19 protein-coding genes are annotated in these 20946 nt (G+C 58.9%); 3 read left to right on the plus strand and 16 right to left on the minus strand.

What is annotated here, in order from left to right; translation table 11 throughout:
• Window positions 1-78: 78 nt before the first annotated feature.
• The 3 genes from leuB to leuC all read right to left on the minus strand — a co-directional run bounded on the left by leuB (window position 79) and on the right by leuC (window position 3555).
• Window positions 79-1152 carry a 3-isopropylmalate dehydrogenase gene (gene leuB, locus msub_RS03525; RefSeq protein ID WP_048494731.1) on the minus strand — a complete coding sequence of 358 codons (1074 nt, stop codon included), beginning with the start codon at window positions 1150-1152 and terminating at the stop codon, window positions 79-81.
• 320 nt (window positions 1153-1472) lie between these two features.
• On the minus strand, window positions 1473-2120 hold the full coding sequence (gene leuD / locus msub_RS03535; RefSeq protein ID WP_048494733.1) for a 3-isopropylmalate dehydratase small subunit: 648 nt from the start codon (window positions 2118-2120) through the stop codon (window positions 1473-1475).
• Between the two features lie 16 nt (window positions 2121-2136).
• Entirely contained in the window at window positions 2137-3555 is a 1419-nt protein-coding gene (gene leuC, locus msub_RS03540) for a 3-isopropylmalate dehydratase large subunit (RefSeq protein WP_048494734.1), read from the minus strand.
• 424 nt (window positions 3556-3979) lie between these two features.
• Between leuC and msub_RS03545 the strand changes: the two genes are divergently transcribed.
• Complete coding sequence (locus msub_RS03545) at window positions 3980-4852, plus strand: LysR family transcriptional regulator (RefSeq protein WP_048494735.1); 873 nt, start codon at window positions 3980-3982, stop codon at window positions 4850-4852.
• A 3-nt stretch (window positions 4853-4855) separates the two neighbouring features.
• On the opposite strand, the gene msub_RS03550 is transcribed toward msub_RS03545, so the two are convergent.
• The 10 genes from msub_RS03550 to msub_RS03595 form a co-directional block, all read right to left on the minus strand.
• Window positions 4856-6004, minus strand: a complete 1149-nt coding sequence (locus msub_RS03550) for an MFS transporter (protein ID WP_048494736.1) — start codon at window positions 6002-6004, stop codon at window positions 4856-4858.
• A gap of 140 nt (window positions 6005-6144) precedes the next feature.
• Window positions 6145-7239: a chorismate synthase gene (aroC, locus tag msub_RS03555; RefSeq protein ID WP_048494737.1), complete on the minus strand. Its 1095-nt coding sequence runs from the start codon at window positions 7237-7239 to the stop codon at window positions 6145-6147.
• A 37-nt stretch (window positions 7240-7276) separates the two neighbouring features.
• Window positions 7277-8179, minus strand: a complete 903-nt coding sequence (gene prmB, locus msub_RS03560) for a 50S ribosomal protein L3 N(5)-glutamine methyltransferase (protein ID WP_048494738.1) — start codon at window positions 8177-8179, stop codon at window positions 7277-7279.
• Window positions 8180-8273: 94 nt separating this feature from the next.
• Window positions 8274-9485, minus strand: coding sequence for a patatin-like phospholipase family protein (locus msub_RS03565; protein WP_048494739.1), 1212 nt, complete (start codon window positions 9483-9485; stop codon window positions 8274-8276).
• A 5-nt stretch (window positions 9486-9490) separates the two neighbouring features.
• Window positions 9491-10405 (minus strand): DUF4892 domain-containing protein, encoded by a 915-nt coding sequence (locus msub_RS03570; protein WP_053077932.1) that lies wholly within the window; start codon window positions 10403-10405, stop codon window positions 9491-9493.
• On the minus strand, window positions 10398-11348 hold the full coding sequence (locus msub_RS03575; RefSeq protein WP_048494740.1) for an alpha/beta fold hydrolase: 951 nt from the start codon (window positions 11346-11348) through the stop codon (window positions 10398-10400). The genes msub_RS03570 and msub_RS03575 overlap by 8 nt, the downstream gene beginning before the upstream one ends.
• 13 nt (window positions 11349-11361) lie before the next feature.
• Entirely contained in the window at window positions 11362-11712 is a 351-nt protein-coding gene (locus msub_RS03580; RefSeq protein ID WP_008171779.1) for a PilZ domain-containing protein, read from the minus strand.
• A gap of 88 nt (window positions 11713-11800) precedes the next feature.
• Window positions 11801-12862 carry a DNA polymerase gene (locus tag msub_RS03585; protein WP_048494741.1) on the minus strand — a complete coding sequence of 354 codons (1062 nt, stop codon included), beginning with the start codon at window positions 12860-12862 and terminating at the stop codon, window positions 11801-11803.
• A complete protein-coding gene (locus msub_RS03590) occupies window positions 12855-14945 on the minus strand; it encodes a transglutaminase TgpA family protein (RefSeq protein WP_048494742.1) in 2091 nt (696 codons plus the stop codon). Before msub_RS03590 ends, msub_RS03585 begins: the two co-directional genes overlap by 8 nt.
• The gene (locus msub_RS03595) at window positions 14942-15976 is read right to left on the minus strand and encodes a DUF58 domain-containing protein (RefSeq protein ID WP_048496961.1); all 1035 of its coding nucleotides are present in this window, start codon (window positions 15974-15976) and stop codon (window positions 14942-14944) included. Before msub_RS03595 ends, msub_RS03590 begins: the two co-directional genes overlap by 4 nt.
• A 202-nt stretch (window positions 15977-16178) precedes the next feature.
• Here msub_RS03595 and msub_RS03600 point away from each other — a divergent pair, with 202 nt between their 5' ends.
• Window positions 16179-16796: a hypothetical protein gene (locus msub_RS03600; RefSeq protein ID WP_048494743.1), complete on the plus strand. Its 618-nt coding sequence runs from the start codon at window positions 16179-16181 to the stop codon at window positions 16794-16796.
• A gap of 138 nt (window positions 16797-16934) precedes the next feature.
• Here msub_RS03600 and msub_RS03605 read toward each other — a convergent pair whose 3' ends face one another.
• Window positions 16935-17867 carry a DUF6160 family protein gene (locus tag msub_RS03605; protein ID WP_048494744.1) on the minus strand — a complete coding sequence of 311 codons (933 nt, stop codon included), beginning with the start codon at window positions 17865-17867 and terminating at the stop codon, window positions 16935-16937.
• 189 nt (window positions 17868-18056) lie between these two features.
• Window positions 18057-18671 (minus strand): hypothetical protein, encoded by a 615-nt coding sequence (locus tag msub_RS03610; protein ID WP_156182717.1) that lies wholly within the window; start codon window positions 18669-18671, stop codon window positions 18057-18059.
• 186 nt (window positions 18672-18857) lie between these two features.
• Between msub_RS03610 and pabB the strand changes: the two genes are divergently transcribed.
• Window positions 18858-20201, plus strand: coding sequence for an aminodeoxychorismate synthase component I (gene pabB, locus msub_RS03615; protein WP_048494746.1), 1344 nt, complete (start codon window positions 18858-18860; stop codon window positions 20199-20201).
• Between the two features lie 77 nt (window positions 20202-20278).
• Here the strand turns inward: pabB and thrH are convergent, their stop codons facing one another.
• On the minus strand, window positions 20279-20893 hold the full coding sequence (gene thrH / locus msub_RS03620) for a bifunctional phosphoserine phosphatase/homoserine phosphotransferase ThrH (protein WP_048494747.1): 615 nt from the start codon (window positions 20891-20893) through the stop codon (window positions 20279-20281).
• Between the last annotated feature and the right edge of the window lie 53 nt (window positions 20894-20946).

Genomic DNA, 20946 nt, shown 5'->3' on the forward strand with positions numbered 1-20946 from the left:
GGGACAGGATGGATGATCCCGCGGCAACTGCATCCCGCTGCCGTCGGGTCTCGAATACACTGTATTCAGAAGCGCTGATTATAACGCAGCGAGTACCGCCTCACCCATTTCCCGGGTGGAAACCCGCTTCGCGCCTTCCGACATGATATCTGCCGTTCGCAGGCCCTGGTCCAGAACCTTGCTGACCGCCGCTTCAATCGCCTCTGCGGCCGTTTCCTCATTCAGACTGTACCGCAACATCATGGCGGCACTGAGGATGGTGGCCAGCGGATTGGCAATGCCCTTGCCGGCAATGTCCGGCGCTGAACCGTGGCACGGCTCGTACATGCCCTGCTTTTCGGAGTTCAGCGACGCCGAGGGCAACATGCCAATGGAGCCGGTAAGCATAGCCGCTTCGTCGGAAAGAATATCACCAAACATGTTGCCAGTCACAATCACATCGAACTGCTTGGGTGCCCGAACCAGCTGCATGGCGGCATTATCCACATACATGTGGGAGAGCTCCACATCCGGGTATTCCCGACGCAGATCGTTCATGATTTCCCGCCACAGAACAGTGACTTCCAGAACATTCGCCTTGTCAACGGAACACAGCTTCTTGCCCCGCTGCTGGGCTGCCTCGAAGGCGACCCGGCCGATACGACGAATTTCCGATTCTGTATAAGCGTAGGTGTTGTAGCCCTGACGCTCTCCGCTTTCCAGTTCGCGAACGCCGCGCGGCTGACCAAAATAGATGCCGCCAGTCAGTTCCCGGACAATCATGATGTCCAGACCGGATACCACTTCCGGCTTCAATGACGACGCGGAGGCCAGCTGTGGATACAGGATGGCCGGGCGCAGGTTGGCAAACAGCTCCAGATTGGAACGCAATCCGAGCAGCCCTTTCTCCGGGCGCTTGGCCATCGGCAGGCCGTCCCATTGCGGGCCGCCAACGGCGCCCAGCAGGATGGCATCGGCCTTCCGCGCCTTTTCCAGCGTCTCCTCCGGCAGCGGCGTGTCGGCTTCATCAATCGCCGCGCCGCCGACAAGAGCAGATTCGAAATTCAGACCAAGATCGAACTGATCATTGATTTTATGAAGCACCTTTTCGGCTTCCGCAACGATTTCCGGGCCGATGCCGTCGCCGGGAAGCATTAATACTGTTCTGGGCATGTGTTTTCCTTGTTCCATTTCTCTGTGTCGGATTACGCTCGCGCTAATCCGACCTACCTAATTGGGATTTTCGTAGGGTCCCTGTCGGATTATGCTCGCGCTAATCCGGCCTACCTAATTGGGATTTTCGTAGGGTCTCTGTCGGATTACGCTCGCGCTAATTCGGCCTACCTAATTGGGATTTTCGTAGAGTCCCTGTCGGATTACGCCTTTGGCTAATCCCACCTACTTAATTGGGGTTTTCTTCGGATAGCGGCCAGACAGGTAGGTCGGATTAGCACCAGCGTAATCCGACATCAAAATCACCTGCAGCACCAAAGTCAGCTGCCCGCACCAAACAACCAGGGCGCTGTTTTCCGGCGACTGTCTTCATAGGACTTGATAGCGTCTGCATCCTCCAGCGTGACACCAATATCATCCAGGCCGTTCAGCAGGCAGTGGCGGCGGAAATCATCCACCTCGAAACTGAAGGTCTCATCAGACGGTGTGGTTACCGTTCTGGCGTCAAGGTCCACCGACAACTGATAGCCTTCGCTCTGCTCCGCCTCCTGGAAAAGCCGATCAACCACTTCCTCAGGAAGAACAATGGGTAACAGACCATTCTTGAAGCAGTTGTTATAGAAAATATCGGCAAAACTCGGAGCAATGATCACCCGGAAGCCGAAATCTTCCAGTGCCCAGGGGGCGTGCTCGCGGCTCGACCCGCAACCAAAATTGCGCCGGGCCAAGAGTACACTGGCGCCCTTGTACCGGTCCTGATTCAGGACAAAATCCGGATTGATCGGCCGCTTGGAGCAGTCCTGATCCGGCCTGCCTTCGTCCAGATAGCGCAGCTCGTCAAACAGGTTCGGCCCGAAACCGGTGCGCTTGATGGATTTCAGAAACTGCTTGGGAATAATCATGTCCGTGTCCACATTGGAACGGTCCATGGGGGCGACAACGCCCTGGTGTTGCGTAAATGCGCGCATGGTTCTCTCCTGTGGATCAGTTCATCAGCTCACGGACATCAACGAAATGGCCCGCCACCGCAGCGGCCGCCGCCATGGCCGGGCTCACCAGATGGGTGCGACCACCAAAGCCCTGGCGCCCTTCGAAATTCCGGTTCGACGTGGAGGCACAATGCTCGCCCTGGCCCAGCTTGTCGGCGTTCATGGCCAGGCACATGGAGCAACCCGGATCGCGCCATTCCAGACCCGCTTCAATGAAAATCCTGTCCAGGCCCTCCTGCTCCGCCTGCACCTTCACCAACCCGGATCCCGGCACCACCATGGCCTGCTTCAGCGTTGGAGACACCTTGCGCCCCTTCACCACGGCAGCCGCCTCGCGCAAATCCTCAATACGGCTGTTGGTGCAGGAACCGATAAACACCCTGTCCAGCTTGATGTCGGTAATCGGCATATTCGCCTGCAAGCCCATGTATTTCAGCGCGCGCACGATGCCCTCACGCTTGATCGGATCGGCTTCCTTCTCCGGGTCCGGCACATTGCCGCCAACCCCGGCAACCATTTCAGGGGAAGTACCCCAGCTCACCTGTGGCTGGATTTCCGAGCCTTCCAGCTCAACAACCTTGTCGAAAACCGCGTCCTCGTCACTGTGCAGGGTACGCCAGTAGTCCATCGCCGCATCCCACTGCTCGCCCTTGGGCGAGAACGGACGGCCACGCACGTATTCAATCGTGGTGTCGTCGACTGCAACCATACCCACCCGGGCACCGGCCTCGATCGACATGTTGCAGATGGTCATCCGGGCTTCCATGCTCAAACCCCGAATAGCCTCACCACCAAACTCGATCGCATGGCCGGTCCCGCCGGCCGTGCCGATCTTGCTGATAATGGCCAGAACCACATCCTTGCCGGTCACCCGCGGCCCGAGCTTGCCATTCACCTTCACCAGCATGTTCTTCATCTTCTGCTGCACCAGGCACTGGGTCGCCAGCACATGCTCAACCTCACTGGTACCGATACCGTGCGCCAGACAGCCAAATGCCCCATGGGTAGAGGTGTGGGAATCACCACAGACAATGCTCATGCCGGGCAAGGTGGCGCCCTGCTCTGGCCCAATCACATGCACAATACCCTGGCGCTGGTCCTTGATCTTGAACTCAAGAATCCCGAACTCATCGCAGTTCTTGTCGAGGGTTTCCACCTGAATCCGGGATACCGGGTCGACAATACCTTCCACACCCCGTTCACGATCAGTGGTCGGAACGTTGTGGTCCGGGGTCGCAATGTTGGCATCAATCCGCCACGGCTTGCGCCCGGCCAGGCGCAGGCCTTCGAACGCCTGCGGTGAGGTCACTTCGTGCAGTAAGTGACGATCGATATAAATCAGCGCGGAGCCATCGTCGCGCTGTTTGACGAGATGATCGTCCCACAATTTATCGTATAAGGTCTTGCCCGCCATGGTTCTCTCTCACTCTCTGGGGGTTTCTGGTTATCGCATTTGATGGTCCATCTTACCGCTTTGCCATGGATAACCTCAATTCATGTTTTTCATCTATCGCATTCCTTTGGGTTATTCGATAAGCTTCGGTGAAGGTCGCATGGAGGGCAGAGCTTCCCAAAACACGCCCGTGAATACGTCCCTGTAGGGCTCGGTCGCGCCATCCCTGGCGCTCCACGGTTTTGGGAAGCTCTGCCCTCCATACTCCCAGAACTTTGCGGGTATTCGCGACACTCTGGGGAGCGGGTTGGAACAGCGTTTTCAAAACCGTAGAGGGCCAGGGATGGCCCGAAACGAGCCCACATGGACGTGCTTGTCGGCGTGTTTTGAAAACGCTGTTCCAACCCGGGACCTTCCCCCAGGTTCAAATACCGGAAAAACAGGCATGGATTCAAACGCATTAAAAGCCTTCCTGACCATCGTAGATCAGGGCTCGTTCTCGGAAGCCGCTGAGATACTGCATCTGACACAGCCGGCAATCTCCAAGCGCTTGGCAGCCCTGGAAAACCAGTTGGGCACCAGTCTGATTGACCGCAGCCACCGCCAGATCCGCCTGACTGACGCAGGCAACCGCCTGCTCCCCCATGCCCGAAAGATTCTGGACGAAATCCACAACGCCCGTGTCGCCCTTTCGCCGGATTCGGGCCAGGTGGAAGGCGAGCTTCAGATTATTGCCAGCCACCACATCGGCCTGCACCACCTTCCCAACTGGCTTCGCCGGTTCAAACGGCAATACCCGCAGGTCTCCATCAACCTGCAATTCATGGAATCCGATGCCGCTTATGAGCAGATGCGCAAGCGCAACGCCGAGCTCGCGTTCGTCACCCTGAGCGACAGCATGGAGCCCAGCTTCAAGGTATTCGCGCAGTGGCCAGACCCGATGGAATTTGTGGCAGGCGTTGAGCATCCACTGGCGAGACTGAACAAACCGGTACTTTCAGACCTGGCTGATCATCCTGCGCTGCTGCCCGACACCTCAACAGCCACCTACAGGGTGGTTAGCCGGCTGTTCCTGGAAGCCAACCTCCACCTCAACCCGCAGATGCCAACGAATTACCTGGAAACCCTGAAAATGATGACCAGCGTCGGCCTTGGCTGGAGCGTATTACCGATGCGGATGGTGGATGAGAGCCTTCGCGTGCTGGAGATCAACCGGCCGGTATCCCGGGTTCTCGGAGGCATCGGGCTGGCAGGAAGGCAGCTCAGCAATGCATCGAAGGCACTGCTGGAGATTGTTCAGGAAGAAGAAGGCCCCTGAGAGTCAGGCCTGCGCTTCAACCGGCGGGGGCCTGAGCCCCCGCCAGGTAATCACAATGGCAATGGCCATGGCCACAGCACCGCCCCAGAAAGCCGCCGAGGTATTGAAGCCATCCACCAGAAAACCCGACAGCCACGCCCCCAGCGCACCACCGGCACCAAACGTCAGCCCGCTGTACAGAGCCTGCCCCTGACCATGATGATGCTTTCCGAAAAAACCCTGGATGTATTGAACCGAAATGGCATGAAGCGCGCCGTAGGAAGCAGCGTGCAGCAACTGGGCAAACAGCAGCATGGCCAGCACATCCGTCAGCTCGGCGATCAGCACCCAGCGAATCATTGTCAGCGTGAGTGCACCAATAGCAATCTGCCGGACCGTGAAATTACGGGTCAGCCGGTGCATAACCAGAAACAGCGCGATTTCCGCCACCACTCCGAGTGACCACAGCAGCCCTATCGCCAATTTGCCATAACCATGCTGCGCAAGGTGAATACTGAAAAAGGTGTAATAGGCGCCGTGGGAAACCTGGAGCAGAAAGTTCATCAGGAAAAAGGTCACCACTGCCGGGTGCGTGACAATCGCCTTCAGGCTACCCCTCGGTGCCGGCGACTTTCGCTCCCCCCGATCGGAAGGCACAAGAAAAGCAGACACTGCTATTCCGACAAACACTGGCAACAGCAGCCAGGGGAGATTCTGGATCGGCACCAGCTCAAGCAAACCACCTACCGATGCCACCGCACCGATAAAACCGATCGAGCCCCAGAGGCGGACCCTGCCGTACTTCTCCCGGTTCGCGCCAAGGGTTCGAAGGGTGATCACCTCATAAAGCGGCAGAATCGCGTTCCAGAAAAAGGTAAAGGCCAGCATTACCAGCAACAGGCCGTAAAACCCTGGCTGCAGAAAAACACCGGCGAAGAACAGCGAGCCGGTAATCGCTCCGAACCGGACCAGCCTTACCCGTTGCCCCGTCCTGTCGCCGAGCCAGCCCCAGACACTGGGCGCGATGACTTTGGTGAGCTGAATGGTGGCCATCAGAGTGGCGATCTGAAGATAGGTGTAGCCCAGCCCCTCGAGGTAGAGGGACCAGTACGGAAGGAGCCCGCCCAGGAGCGCAAAGAACCAGAAATAGAGGTTGGAAAGGCGCCAGTAGATAACAGAACCTCTTTATCGATACGACAGAAGACGATTCGCGCGCTTGGGGTCTTGGGATGTTGTCGGATTACGCCCGTGGCTAATCCGACCTACGGGTTCTCTATCCGAAGATTCAGTTTCACCAAATCTGAAAAGCCAAATCAGAGCTGCCCAATAACCGGCGTAGAAACCGAAACATCCCCATTCTGCCCCCGATGCCGCAAATAATGATCCATCAGCACAATGGCCATCATCGCCTCGGCAATCGGCGTCGCCCGAATACCCACACAGGGATCGTGCCGCCCGGTCGTAATCACCTCCACCGGGTTGCCGTGCACATCAATGCTTCGCCCCGGCAACCGCAGGCTCGATGTCGGCTTCAGCGCAATACTCGCCACAATCGGCTGGCCAGAGGAAATGCCCCCGAGCACTCCGCCGGCGTTGTTGGACAGAAAACCCTCAGGTGTCATCTCATCCCGATGCTCGGTGCCCTTCTGCTCAATGCAGTCAAAGCCGGCACCAATCTCCACGCCCTTCACCGCATTGATACTCATCAACGCATGGGCCAGATCCGCATCCAGGCGGTCAAAGATCGGCTCACCCAGCCCGGGCGGCACACCTTCGGCAACCACATTGATCCGGGCACCGATGGAATCCCCCTCCTTGCGGAGCGCATCCATATAGGCTTCCATTTCGGCAACCTTGTCCGCATCCGGGCAAAAGAAAGGGTTCTGATGCACCTGATCCCAGTCCAGCTTTTCAGCCTTGATCGGGCCAAGTTGGGAGAGATAGCCGCGAATACGAATTCCGAGCCGCTGCTCGAGGAACTTCCGCGCCACCGCACCCGCGGCCACCCGCATGGCCGTCTCCCGCGCCGACGAACGCCCGCCACCGCGATAATCGCGGACACCGTACTTGTGCATGTAGGTGTAGTCCGCGTGGGCCGGCCGGAACTGCTCGGCTATTTTCGAGTAGTCCTTCGACCGCTGGTCGGTGTTTTCAATCAGCAATCCGATGGGCGTGCCGGTGGTTTTACCCTCAAACACCCCGGAGAGAATTTTTACCTCGTCCGCTTCCCGGCGCTGGGTCGTGTGCCGGGAGGTGCCAGGCTTGCGACGATCCAGATCGCGCTGCATATCCGCTTCCGAGAGCTCAAGCCCCGGAGGGCAGCCGTCGATGATGCAACCCAGTGCCGCCCCGTGGCTCTCGCCGAAGGAGGTAACAGTAAACAGTTTTCCGAATGTATTTCCAGACATAATTCAGTATCTTATTAAACTTTTATGAGAAACAGGATTAAATGGAATCCTGCCAATGGCGCAGGTCCTGTTCGGTAACCAGAAAGACGCCATCGCCGCCGTTTTCGAACTCGAGCCAGGTCAAGGGCAGGTCCGGATAGGCCTCATCCAGAGCTACCCAGCTATTACCAACTTCCACGATCAGGAGCCCTCCCGGTGTGAGATGGTTTGCCGCATTGGCAATAATCCTGTGAGCAATATCCAGCCCGTCTTTTCCGGCGGCCAGGCCCAGCTCCGGCTCATGGCGATATTCGTCCGGCATGCTGGCCAGGTCATCCGCGTCCACATAGGGCGGGTTGCTGACGATCACATCGTACCGGCCCTCAATAGTCGCGAACACGTCCGATTGTACGGTTCGAACCCGGTCCCGGACTCCGTGCAGTTCGATGTTTGAATCCGCCACGGCCAGTGCATCGGCAGAAATATCCGAAAGATCCACCTCGGCGTCGGTGAAAACCGAGGCCGCCCCGATGCCGATGCAGCCACTGCCGGTACAGAGATCAAGAATGCGCTCAACAGGCTTGTCGCCCAGCCAGGGCTGAAAACCATTTTCGATCAGTTCACCGATGGGCGAACGAGGCACCAGTACGCGCTCATCCACGTGGAACGGCATCCCCATGAACCAGGCTTCGCCCAACAGATAAGCCAGGGGCACACGGTCATCCACCCGGCGGCAGATGCGCTCCACAATCAGCTCCCGCTCGCCACGGGTAAGCCGGGCATCCAGAAACACCGTGTTATTTTCCAGCGGCAGATGCAGGCTGCGCATGACCAACTGCACCGCCTCGTCCCAGACATTGTCGGTACCATGACCAAAAAACAGCGGCGAGGCCGCAAACTGCGAGGAGGCGTAGCGGAGGTAATCCCGAACGCTGTGGAGATCATCAATGGGGCTGGTCACAAACGTAAATCCTGTGAGAGAGCGTGTCAGCGCGGGATTATACGCTGTTTGTCGGCCTGACTGCAGCCCTGCCATACAGCGCCGTGGAATCGTCTCAGACGGCCAGCGGCCCGGAACTGCTGCGACTTTCCTCAAACCGGTCCAGAGCCGCCGCCATCCGCTCGCGGCCGAGCTGAATCAGCTCCGGCGCTTTGTGATAGTCATAGCTCCGGCAGGCATTTTTCGGGACATTCACCAGCAGATCAGGGGGATAGCCGGCAATCTTGTACTGCACGAGCGCGCTCTGCATGGTTTCGATGGTCAGGTTCATCACATCGAACTTGCCAATTCCGAGCTTGTCCCAGTCGATGGTTTCGTGATCTTCCTGGACTTTCTTGTCGGGATGCTTCTTCTCAACCTGCTTGTGATGCTCTTTTTTCTTCACTTCCCTCGATATCTTTTCTTCCGGGCTTTCGCCGCTATCCGGTTTGCGCGCAGTCAGCGATTTCAGCGCATCCCAGTCAAACCAGCGGGACGCTTTATCCCGGATGGTGTCCACCCACTCCTCCATGTCTGGGCCTGTGTCGTCCCCGGCAAAGGCGGCATCCGGGATGCGCCGGCTTCGGTCATCCTCGCCACTGAGGTTGACGGCCACAATCATGTCGGCATGGGAGGAAATGGTGGGGATGATCGGCAATGGATTCAGCAAGGCACCGTCCACCAGAACCCGGCCATTGAGAACCAGCGGCGTGACGACGCTCGGTATGGCCACCGAAGCGCGAATGGCCTGATCCAGCGGGCCTTCCTGGAACCAGATTTCCTTGTGGGCCAGCAGATCGGTCGCCACGGCTGTAAAGGCAATGGGGAGGTTCTCGATGCGGGTATCACCCAGCATTTCCCGCACCACAGAGAAGATTTTTTCGCCCCGGATAGCGCCAACGGAGTTAAAGGTGACATCCAGCAGCTTCAGCACATCAAACTGGCCAAGGCCGGTCACCCAGTCCTTGTAGTCCTGCATCTTTCCGGCGGCGTACATGCCACCAATCAGGGCTCCCATGGAACAGCCGGAAATAGCGACGATGTCGTAACCGCGCTCGGCCAGTATTTCAATGGCGCCAATGTGGGCATACCCCCGCGCGCCACCACTGCCCAGGGTGAGCGCAACGGTCTTCCGCCGCCGGGTTTTGTGCTCTAGCGTTTCCGGGTTTGCCGGCGCGTTAGTCGCCGACACATCCGAACTCTGCAAAACCCGGGAGGCACCGTTACGGGGCTCGTCCCCCGGGGCCGGGCCTTTTGAGCCCTGATTGTCATCCGTTGATTTGCCCATTGTGTTTACCTTGAGATCATAACCACTTCTACCCGGTTTCCCTGCCGATCCGGATTACTGAGCACCACCGCCGGGCCCGCCACGATGATTTCCTGCTGATCACGGGAAACGCCGGTTTTGGCCAGTATTTCCGACAACGACTCGGCCGCCCTGCGGGCGCGCGCCATAGCCTCACTGAAGGCTTCGCCGGTTTCAAGCGCCGAGTAACCCACCAGCACAACCAATGTGCCCTCTGCTTGCGCGGCGTCCGTTACATGCCGCCGGTCACCGGGCTGCCAGTCAAAGTCGTAGGTGACACCGCCCTGCCATGGAACAACAACCGGCCCCTCAATCCGGCTGGCCAGATTTCCGAACCCGGGAATCGTGGCCCCCGGGGCCACGCGCAAGCGTTCAACCCAGACATATTCCCGCAGGTTTCCCCGGGTAACAGTATAAACCAGAGTCAGCCACCGGGTTCCGTCCTCTGCGATGGTGCCGGCCACAAGGTAATCCTGGCCTGCGTCGGCACCATACAGCACCGCCTGGTGGAAGACCTGGTTTGCCCAGACATTGCTCCTGCCACAGTTGACGCCGGAGCAATCAAACAGGATCTGGGCGTTTCTCTGGCCAAGCAGGCGCAGATAATGATCCCTCGCACTGTCCCGGCTTGAATCCCGGGCCACCTGGTACAGGCGCCCCTCCCCACTCACCGGAAGCCTCGCCAGGCTGTCGGCGCGGATTTCATTGTTGATCTCCTTGACCGCAGCGAACAGAACCAGGTGGCCCGGGGAGTCGATATTGACCGTGGTTTCCAGCGTTGACTGCGCAAAGGCCGCCGGAAAATCACCCGGTGCAGCCATTGCCAGAGACGGCAGACTCAGAGCACAGCAGGCAGCCAGCAAAAGACGGATAATCAGTGGTTTCAGCAAGCGATTACTCATTTCCCAGAAATTGTCTGACGGCATCCGTCACGTGACGGGTGTCCCCATCCAGATGACAATGGTGGCCACCCGGTACCTTCGCTATCTGAAGGTCTGGAATGGCGCCGGCGCGTTCATCCAGGTCCGTTCTGTGCGCCAGAAGCCCCTGGTCGGCCCGGATAAACAGAGCGCGGGTTTCCAAAGCAGAAAGAGTCGCCATTACCTGTGCTTCCGTCATCATCAGCGGTGACGGATGCCGCAGCCGTGAATCCGTGCGCCACACGAAACCGTCAGCCTCCGGCTTCATGTTACGGGGCACCAGCGTTAAAGCTGCCTCCGGGCTCAGCGGGCTTAATCCACCCTCTCGCGCCCTGGCGGCCGTCGCAATATCCGGGTACACCACTTGCCGGCCGGAACCGGCAATGCGTTTCTTGATTGCCTTTCGGAGCTGGGGAATGGTTTCGCCGACCGGGCGGCTGATTGCACCAAGGCTGTCGATCATCACCAGGTTGCGCACCCGCTCGGGAAAGGCTGCAGCGTAAAGGGTACCGACAATGCCCCCGAGGGAGTGGCCAACCAGATTGATCCGCCCGTCGGGGGTTTCCTGGAAATAGCGCTCGACCAGTTCGGCAAGGTCTGCCACATAATCCATCAACAGGTAGCTCTGCCCTTCCGGTCGGTGGCCCGAGTGACCATGGCCGGCGAAATCCAGGGCGTAAACCGGGCCCAGGCTGGTTAATTCCGGCGCAAGCCTGACGAAAGTAAGGCTGTTATCCAGCCAGCCATGCAGCATCACGGTCGGCGTGTTTTCGTGAACACCCTCATCCGCCTGCCAGCTCAGCCCGGCCAGAGTGATATGGCGGAGTTTCCACCCGGATTCACGACACGGCTTGTCGCTTTGCCCGGCAAAACCGCCTTCCGCCAGACTGTCTGCAGCCTCGGGAGATAGTGCAATATCGTTCATGCAGGCCCCGCCTTCACATGGTGTGTGTTGGCCGATCGGAACTCAGAGAGCCTGCCAGGTAGGATTCGATCTTGGTGCGGGCGGTTTCGTCATCACCGTTGAACTGAACGCCAATTCCGGCAGCGCGATTGCCCTGGGCACCTTTCGGAGTAATCCAGATGACCTTGCCGGCTACCGGGATTTTCTCCGGCTCATCCATCAGGTTGAGAAGCAGGAACACCTCATCCCCCAACTGATACTGCTTCTGGGTCGGGATAAACAGCCCCCCCTGGCGAATGTAAGGCATATAGGCCGCGTAGAGAACGGCTTTATCCTTTATCGTCAGGGTAAGAATGCCACTGCGCGCACCGAATCCGGGCCCCATAACTGACACCTTTCTGTAAGATCAATTTTTACGTGTTGCGGGATGCAAAAATCCCTGTCATTCCCGAATCATAGCAGCAGTTGACCGCTTAGGCGTAATCCTGTCGGGCGACCGCTGCCTGTCCTGCCGGGCGCTTGACCGGCATCAATGCCTGCCAGGCTATGAGCAAGCGGCTGGCTTCCAGTTCCGGGCTGGCGTTATAAACGCCGGCGGCTCGGGACTCTTTTACCCTATCCAGCAGTTCGTGGGCTCGCCAGGCCGGGGTCGATTTCGCCAGAAAGCCCAGCATATCGGCTGCGTCGGTATCCTGCGCTTTGCCTCCAACGATAAGCCGGGCCAGATCCGCCCCCCAGGTTTCAAACAACCAGAGCGTGTCCTCCAGCCCCAGAGCTTTGAATGCCTTGGCGGCCTCCCCGACCGGGATCTTCGCCTTCATGAAGTCCTTGAACCGCCCCAGCGCCGTATCCCGCAGACCGATGAAGTCCCCGGTCGCATAGTCAAATGCCAGCCTTGGCGCGTTACCGGAGAGCATGAGTGCTTTGGCCAGCACATCGGCGGAGGGCCGTGCGTCCTCAGACAACCCCTGAACCCGATTGGTCAGCCACCGGTTGGCGTCTTCATCACCGGGCACCGGGATGGCCAGTGTCTGGCAGCGGGAGCGGATGGTTGGAATGACCGGGCGACCGCTTTCCTGCAGAAGAATCAGGGTCACGTCGGGAAGCGGCTCTTCCAGGGTCTTGAGCAAGGCATTCGCGGCGTTGATGTTGAGTTGATCGGCACGGTCAATGATGGCGACCTTGTGATGCGCCACCTGGGGCGATGCAACGGCAAAAGACGAGAGCGCCCTGATCTGATCGACCTTGACCATGCGGGATTTCTCCGGCGCATAGACACGGACATCCGGATGGCTTGCGGCCGCAAAAAGCTGGCACTGCTTACACTCGCCGCACGCTACCGGCGCTCCCGCTTCAAGGTTCGCCGGCCGTCCACAAAGCCGCAGCCGGGCAACGGCTTCGGCCCAGGCGCGCTTACCCACACCTCGTTCCCCGGCAATAATCAACGCGTGCGCAAGCCGGTCCTCCGCAATTCGGCTCTGAACCGTATGCCAGGCGCGCTTCAGCCAGGGCATGTCTTCGGCAATATCAGTCACGACGTTTTCCTGTCCGGGAATGGGGTCTGCGCACTTGTTTTTTCATGGTCGCGAGTAACCGGCGCATCCGTTTCAGTTGCTCGCCACTCTCATTCTCTGCGCCCGCTTGCTCTGGGCCTGCGCTATAGTAATGGCTGTTGACCATCCGGGCAAAAAGCCGGGCAGAATCCGCCGCCGCAGGTTCGGCTTTGGCCAGCCTCATGGCCAGCACGGTGGGCGTCTCACCGTGGCGAACCGGCACGCCGGCGGCGGCGCACAGCCGGTGCCAGGTATCCACCACCCGCCGGAAGGCATCCCGCCTTTCCCCGCGGCGCATCTGCAACGCGGATATCAGCCCCGCGATCAGCAATCCGGCCCCGACAATGCCCGCGGTCAGGTATCCCAGCTCCCGCATGCCAAAACCGCCCGGCAAGCGAGACATCAAATTCATCTGGCTCTGGCCCTGATAGCCCACCACCCAGCGCTGCCACTGATAATTGATGCGATCCAGTTGCAGGCTCGCCCATTGCACCAGGGCAACGTCTGCGTAGCGCTGCGGGGAGGCCCAGTCATTTTCGAGGAACGAACCTTCCTCGGCCACCGCCTCCCGCAGGCCGGACTCGATCCGCTCCGGAGCAATAGCGGCGGTGGGATCGACCCTTACCCAGCCCCGGCCATCAAGATAGGCCTCAACCCAGGCATGGGCATCGTACTGGCGTACGATCAGGTAATCACCGCCGGCACCGGGCTCGCCGCCCTGATAGCCAACCACAATACGCGCCGGGATACCGGCTGCCCTCAATACAAAGGTCGTCGCGCCGGCATAGTGGGCACAGAAGCCGCGCTTTGCATCGAACAATAGGGTATCGATGCCATTGTCCGGCATGGCCGGGGGCCTCAGGGTGTAAAAATAGGGCTGTTGCCGGAACCGCTGCAGCAGCGAGCGGACCACCTGCTCGTCGTTTATGGTTCGGCGCAGCTCGGCGGCGAGTTCCCGCGCCCTCGGATTGCCCTCCCGGGGCAGTTGAAGGTAGCGGCGAAGCTCCGCCCTCTGGGCCGGCTGATCCGGGCCGGCGTTCTGATCCAGCCCCAGACGGTAACGCACAGCGCTGTCTGCGGGCCGGCGGAACCGGAACAGATCGGCCGATGCCTCAACCACGTTGTCGGACACCGCCCGGGAGTTTTCCAGGGCAAAGGCCCAGCGCTGGTCGGTTGGTTCCAGCAACACATCGTATTCGTCTCGTTTCAGAGGGCCCACGCCACCGTCGACAGCGACCCGGCCGAGGGGGCTGAAGCCTTCGGCCTGGCCCTGCCGCCAGGTCTCTCCGTCCAGATAATCCAGCACCAGACCCCGCCAGTAGCGATCTCGATGGGGCGGTATCTCGCCGCCAAAAGTCACCCGGAAGGCGGGCTCACTGCTCTGGGCCAGATCGGAAATATCCCCGGGCCGCATGGTGTCACTGATGCCGGTTCGCGCCTCACCCGAGACCAGCGGAACATTCCAGAGCGGCGACATGCGCGGGAAAAAGACAAACAGCAGAACCACAACCGGCAGGGTTTTCAGAAACAGGCCGCCCAATCTCCGCCAGCCCGACCTCAGCCCTCCCGGAAGATCCGGGGCATTGAGCACCTGCAGCCCCACAAGCAGCAGCGCCACGCCGGTGAAGGTCACCAGGGCCCAGAGAATCTCCTGGTGGAACAGGAAGTTCACCGTGGCGAGGTAGACAAGGATGAAAAACAGCACGTAGAAGTCGCGAACCGTGCGGGTTTCCAGCCATTTCAGCCCTACCGCCAGCACGAAGAAGGAGGCGGCGGTGTCCACGGTAAACCGCCCCTGCACCGTCGCCACATACACGCCGATCAACAGCAGCATGATGCCGGTTCTGAGCCCGCGGCCGGGCAATCTCACCCGGCCATACTGGGCCAGCCAGCGCCAGCCGGCGAGCACCGCGCAGGCCGACATAAGCCACAGGGGCAGCCGGTCCCACTGAGGCGTTAGCAGCAGGGCAAAACTGCCAATCAGCCAGAGCAGGGCTTTCGATGGCAGACCGTTTGCCGGCACACTCTCGGCATCGTTGGTCCTGAGGCGATCGAGAAAACTCAAACCTGCCCCTCCTTGGTGGTCTGTGGTGATTCAGCCGACCGGCGTTTCCGGGTGCCATGGGGTTCGGTTGTGGCATCCCGGGGCCTTTCTTCGCCCCAGGTCGCCAGCACCCGGAGGCAGCGAGCGACATGGGCGGGACCGGAATCGGGCTCGATGACCTGCCCCGGCAGGTTCAGGCCAAACCGGGCACCGCTTTTGCCCCGCTCATTGACCAGAAACGCCAGATAACTGAGGCGCAACTCATGATCTGCCCCCGGGTAGGCATTGAAATCCAGCCAGTGCGGACTCCCCTGCTCGCCTTCCCAGTCGGCAACCACCATCTGCCCGGTTCGTGCAAACCGCTTCCACTGAACCCGCTGGCTCAGGTCACCCTCCCGCCAGGGCCGGATATCGGCGTGATCATTTCCGTCAACGGATCGTGCGTCCGCCGATTCCTCGCCATCGTCTACCGTACTAAACGCCTCTGGCGCAGGCACCGGCCTCGGAAACACCACGCCAGCCGACACCGGGCGAACCCAGGACCAGGCTTTCAGCAGACCAAAGGGAAAGCGGGTTTCGATACGAATCCTGTCCGGCCGCAGGTACCCACGATGGGCAGAATGAACCGGCAGGGTGACATCCTGCGCCTGCCCGGAGTGGACATGCACCGGGGCGTGGCACGATTCCTCACAGGAAAGCAGGATGGCAATCGCATCATCCCGGCCGGCCCTGAGCCGGAAATGGAAGGGGATGTCATCGCCGGCAAACCCCTCCCCTGGCTGCACCAGCGTTAACTCCAGGCCTGCGAGATTCCGGTGGGTCTGGTGCATGGCGCCGACAAAAACCGCGCCCAGGAGAAACGTGGTGAGGTAGATCAGGCTGTTCTGATAATTGATGCCGGTTAGCAGCATGATGAACAGCAACAGACCAAAAACCACGCCCGCGCCAGTGGGCAGAATAAAGATATTTTTCTGGCTGAAGGTCTGCAGATCGGAGCGCGGAATTCTCCGGTTGATCCAGCGGCTCCAGCGGTTTTTGAACAGGTTTTTCATAGTGTCACTGAGGCCAGTCATTGCCGGAAAAGTTCACGGTACCTGACCATGATTTTGTCGTGTTTGGTAAGAGTACCGGAAAAGAGTACCGGAAAATCGCCGATTCTGATCACAATCCCGGGTTTTGCCGCTTGAATTCCTGTCTGACAAACCGAATACTTGCCGAAAGAAGTGTGTTTTTCACACCGCAAGAGGCAACCTTATGAAACGCCGACACCTGCTGGCCACCGCCATAAGCGGGCTGGTTATATCGCCCCCTTCTATGGGCGGCGTCCAGGCCATGACAGCCGATGAGATGGTGGATACCTACGTGAAGGACTCCGCGGTTATCGTCGTGCCGAAAGAACGCCGGAAACCCGAGGCAGACCGTCAGCGCATCATTCGCGCCCTGACCATCTCGCCCGGCGAACCGGTGTTGTCCGAAGCTGAGGAGGAAGCCTATCGCGAGGCGTTGCGCCGCTACACCAAGGAAGGTAAAGACGAAGCCCTGGAAAATGCTCAGGATGAATTCCTGCGCCGCGCCCTGCTGCTGCCCCAGGAAGAACTGGCCCGGGCCCAGCCACCGGCCGAGTTTACCCCAACCATCCCGCCACTGATTTTCGGGCAGCAGGCCCAGATTCCGGAAGAACCCTTCACCCAGACGTTTCTTAACGACCAGTTGGGGATTGGCTTTGACGGGCAGAACCTGAATTTCAGCATCGGTAATCCACCGGGAATCGACCAGATTCAGATTCCCCAGGCGATTAATGAAGGGCCGATTAGCCTAACACCAAGGCCGGGTGGCGGGTTTGATCTTTCTATTGCGGTGCCGGATCAGTAGCGGATAGGTCAACTGGCACTAAAACAAAAAACGGCAGCCATTGATTGGTTGCCGTTTTTTGTTGTTCGAAGTTTTCTCTTGGCGACGAAAAACGCCCCGCAGTGCGGGGCGTTTCACCAACTTGGGTATCAGGTCAGATTAGTGACCGTAGATAGCCAGCTTGGTGTTGGTAACAGCCACGTTATCCATGGCCACGGAACCGATGGAGGTGCCACCGATTTCGATCGCGCCGATGGACATGTCCATGTACACGTTGTTTACATCGATGCGCAGTACGTCAGTGGCAGTGGAATCACCCAGCCCGGCACCCTTGTACACATCAAGGTTCACGTTCGCGTACTTGCTGAGTTTACCGTAGGCCAACTGACCGGCAGGAGTAGCCAGGTCATAGCCACCTTCGTTCGCTTCTGTACCACTTCCAACGGTGAGCCCGTCCCCGTCATAGTCAAAGTTGTCACCGGCACCGGTAACAACCATGTCACGGATACCAACACCCAGGAAGTCAACGTCGAAGTCCATGTCGTCGATGTCGAAGGCAACAGCCATGTTCAGGTGATCGGTAGCCGTATCAACCTTCAGGTCCAGAGCAGCGAGGTCACCGTGCATCGCCAGATTGGAGATCAGGGTGGTGCTGTCAGTACCGTTGCTGCCGGCCAACAGTTCCATCGAACCTGCGGTCATACCCCAGTCGATGGGCACTGGCGCGCCAGTAGTCGCGTCAGTCTGCAGGGAACCTACGTGAATGATTGCATCGCCATCATCAGCGACATCAATTTTAATCTGGATCTGATCCAGGAGGCCATTAGTGACTTCACCGGTGGTGGCATCTGTAGTCTCACCATCAGCCGTCACGCCGGCACCACCCAGCACGATGTCGTTAACCGCGAAGGAACCTTCGTCGGTGTACTTGAACTGGCCAATGCTTACCTTGGTTTCCAGCTCGATGGTCACACCGGCCTGACCGGTGACATTACCCATCGCGCTGTCATTCATGGCTTTCAGTTCAGCGTTCGCTGCGAAAGGGGCAGCAGCAATCGCAGTTACAAGAGCAATTTTCTTCAGGCCTTTCATTTTTATCTCCTTATAAAACTCTTTTGTTCTTATGCGAGTTTTTGGTTTTGGGTGTGGAGACCAACGCTCCACAACTCCATTTAAGATTGTTTTACAGTCCTAGTCCGTGACTGCATTCACAAATCCTTACCACTCCTTTACAACCTGAAACAAACGTGTCGAATCTCTCAAATCAATGAAACAGCGGCCCTAGGAGGCAGCCCCCGGCGCATCGGCCTTGCTGTCGTAAAACATCTGGAATGGTTTTTCCCGGGTAACGGACTTGGCGTACTTGACCTGCCCGCCCTCAACAACGAAGGGGACAATCTTCGTAGCAGAGACCCCGAGGCGGTGCTCGTGCTCAACCACCAGGGCCCGCTGAGTGTTTTCTTCCGAGAGCTGCCCTGCATAGAGAATCACTGCCGCATTAATCTTGCCCCGGCGTGCAACGGATTTCAGCGCTGCCCGGAACATCACTACCCGGATAGAGGCAGGCGCACCCTCAGCGGATTTGTCCAGCTTGAGCTCCTTCACCGTCACACCATCATCCATCAGCATCCAGGCCGCCGGCATGGCACTGCCCTCGGCTTTCATCCGGGGAGCGTACTCCTCCGTCGCGTTCTTGGTGAGATAGGCCAACTGTTCCTTGGCAACGATGATGTACCTGGCCATTTCCTCGCGGGTCAGCGTGCCGTCGGATATCACGCTGTTTTCAGGAATCTTGAGTTCCAGTGTTTTCTCCTCTGCGGTGACCTGCCCGGAAAAGGCAGTTAACAATCCGACCAACAAGGCCGCTTTACGCAGTGAACGAGGTTTGAATTCCATGCTTGAGGTTTCCGTTTTATTGTCATTGATTTCCACGCAACCGGCCTGCCTCGGTTAGAATAGCGCTCCGGATTCAGGCTGGCGGGTCGGGTGAACTTTACCCAGTTATTAGATCAGTGGCCTTCCGTAACCGACAATGCCGTTTTTGTGGCCTGGGTATCATTCCTTTAATCTTGCGGGGGTAATTTGCGCCGGTCCGTCTCCAGGGAAATCTATGAACGCCTTCTGCACCATGCCCGTGGTCAAACCGACTTTGCCTACATAGGCAGCGTTGGAGCCGGACCAGGCCGGGGTGACTGCAGCGGGTTTTCCGCCTGCGCCCTCAGCCAAAAGCTGATCAGCCGGGCTCCCGGTCAGTTACTGGCAACCGATGCACTGGCTGAAGACATGGAGGCACTGGCAGAACGCTATCGAATAGCGCCGGATACCAAAGGCGGTTTTCTTACCGGTGGCTGGATGGGTGTGCTGAGCTACGAACTGGGATACGTCCGGGAGCGGCGCCTCGCGGATCAGTGCCCGGAGCTGCCGGTACCGCTCTGCTCCGCGGGTTTCTATCTCTGGGCGGCCAGCCACAACCGCCAAGCGGACACCTACAGGCTCTGGATTCACCCCGAGTGTCCGAAAGCGATTACTGAACAACTGGACCGCTGGATGGCAACCAGCCCTCCAGCGCCAGCTCCACTCTGGCATATGACCAGCCCTTTTCTGCCCAGACAGTCGGCGGCAGCCTTTCGGCAAGCCGTGCAATCGGTACGCCGCTACATCGAAGCGGGCGACTGTTACCAGGCCAACCTTTCCCAGGAATTTTCGGGACGCTACACGGGTGACCCCTGGCTGGCGTTTCAGGCCCTTGCGAGGGCTAACCCTACGCCCTACAGCGGTTTTATCCGTACTGGCGAGGCCGCCATTCTGTCCATATCGCCGGAACGTTTCCTTGAAATACATGGCCGTACCGTAACCACCAGCCCCATCAAGGGCACCAGACCCAGGGGAAGAACCTCCGAGGAAGATGCTGACTACGCCGCCGAACTGAAGGCCTCGGCAAAAGACCTCGCCGAAAACCTCATGATCGTAGACCTGCTCCGTAACGATCTAAGCCTCAACGCCAAACCCGGCAGCGTGAAAGTCGACAAACTGTTTGCCCTGGAGTCCTACCGCAACGTTCACCACTTGGTCAGCCACATTCGCGCCGAACTGGCGGACGGGGTCACGCCCATGAAGGCCCTGTTTGACGCCTTCCCCGGGGGCTCGATTACCGGCGCGCCGAAAATCCGGGCCATGGAAATCATCCGGGAGCTGGAGCCCCACTGGCGTGGGCCTTACTGCGGCTCCATATTCTACCGGGGGCTGGATGGCACACTGGACAGCAATATTGCGATTCGCACTATGCTGTGCGATGGCAAGGGCACCATTCGGTGCTGGGGTGGTGGCGGTATTGTGGCGGATTCGGACCCGGAGGCGGAGTACCAGGAGACGCTGGCGAAGGTTGGGCCTTTGATGCGGTTTCTGGAGGAGTTGGTTATCGAGTGAAAATGGGGTCAGATGAAAAGGGGGTCAGATGAAAATTTCATCTGACCCCCTTTTCATCTGACCCCGACTTTGCCTGCTCAGGCGCTGTGAATGGCGCTGGCCTTGAGGAATTCCTGCCTCAGGTCGTCAAAGTTATGCACTGCCGGGAATTGCGGGAACTCGTCGATCACGTTCTGCGGGGCGTGGAACAGAATGCCTGCTTCGGCCTGGCCCAGCATGGTGGTGTCGTTATAGGAGTCCCCGGCGGCGATTACCCGGTAGTTCAGCAACTGGAACGCCCTCACGGACTGGCGCTTGGGGTCCCGCTGGCGCAGCAGGTAGTTGGTGATCTGGCCGTTATCCGCCACTTCGAGCTTGTGGCACAGCAAGGCCGGGTAGCCCAGCTTCTTCATCAACGGCATGGCGAATTCGTAGAAGGTGTCAGACAGAATGACCACCTGGAAACGCTCGCGTAGCCAGTCGAGGAATTCCCGGGCGCCGGGGAGCGGGTCCAGCTCACCGATCACTTCCTGGATCTGCGGCAGGCCATAACCATGCTGGTCCAGCAGTTTCAGGCGCTGCTTCATCAGCACGTCGTAATCCGGAATGTCGCGGGTGGTGGCCTTGAGCTCCTCAATACCGGTTTTTTCGGCGAACGCGATCCAGATTTCCGGGATCAATACTCCTTCAAGGTCAAGGCATGCCAGTTCCACAACGATCTCCTGATTGATAGGTAAGGGGCCGCAGCGGAAAATCCGCCGACCGG

The sequence above is a fragment of the Marinobacter subterrani genome, from assembly GCF_001045555.1.
Classification (GTDB): domain Bacteria; phylum Pseudomonadota; class Gammaproteobacteria; order Pseudomonadales; family Oleiphilaceae; genus Marinobacter; species Marinobacter subterrani.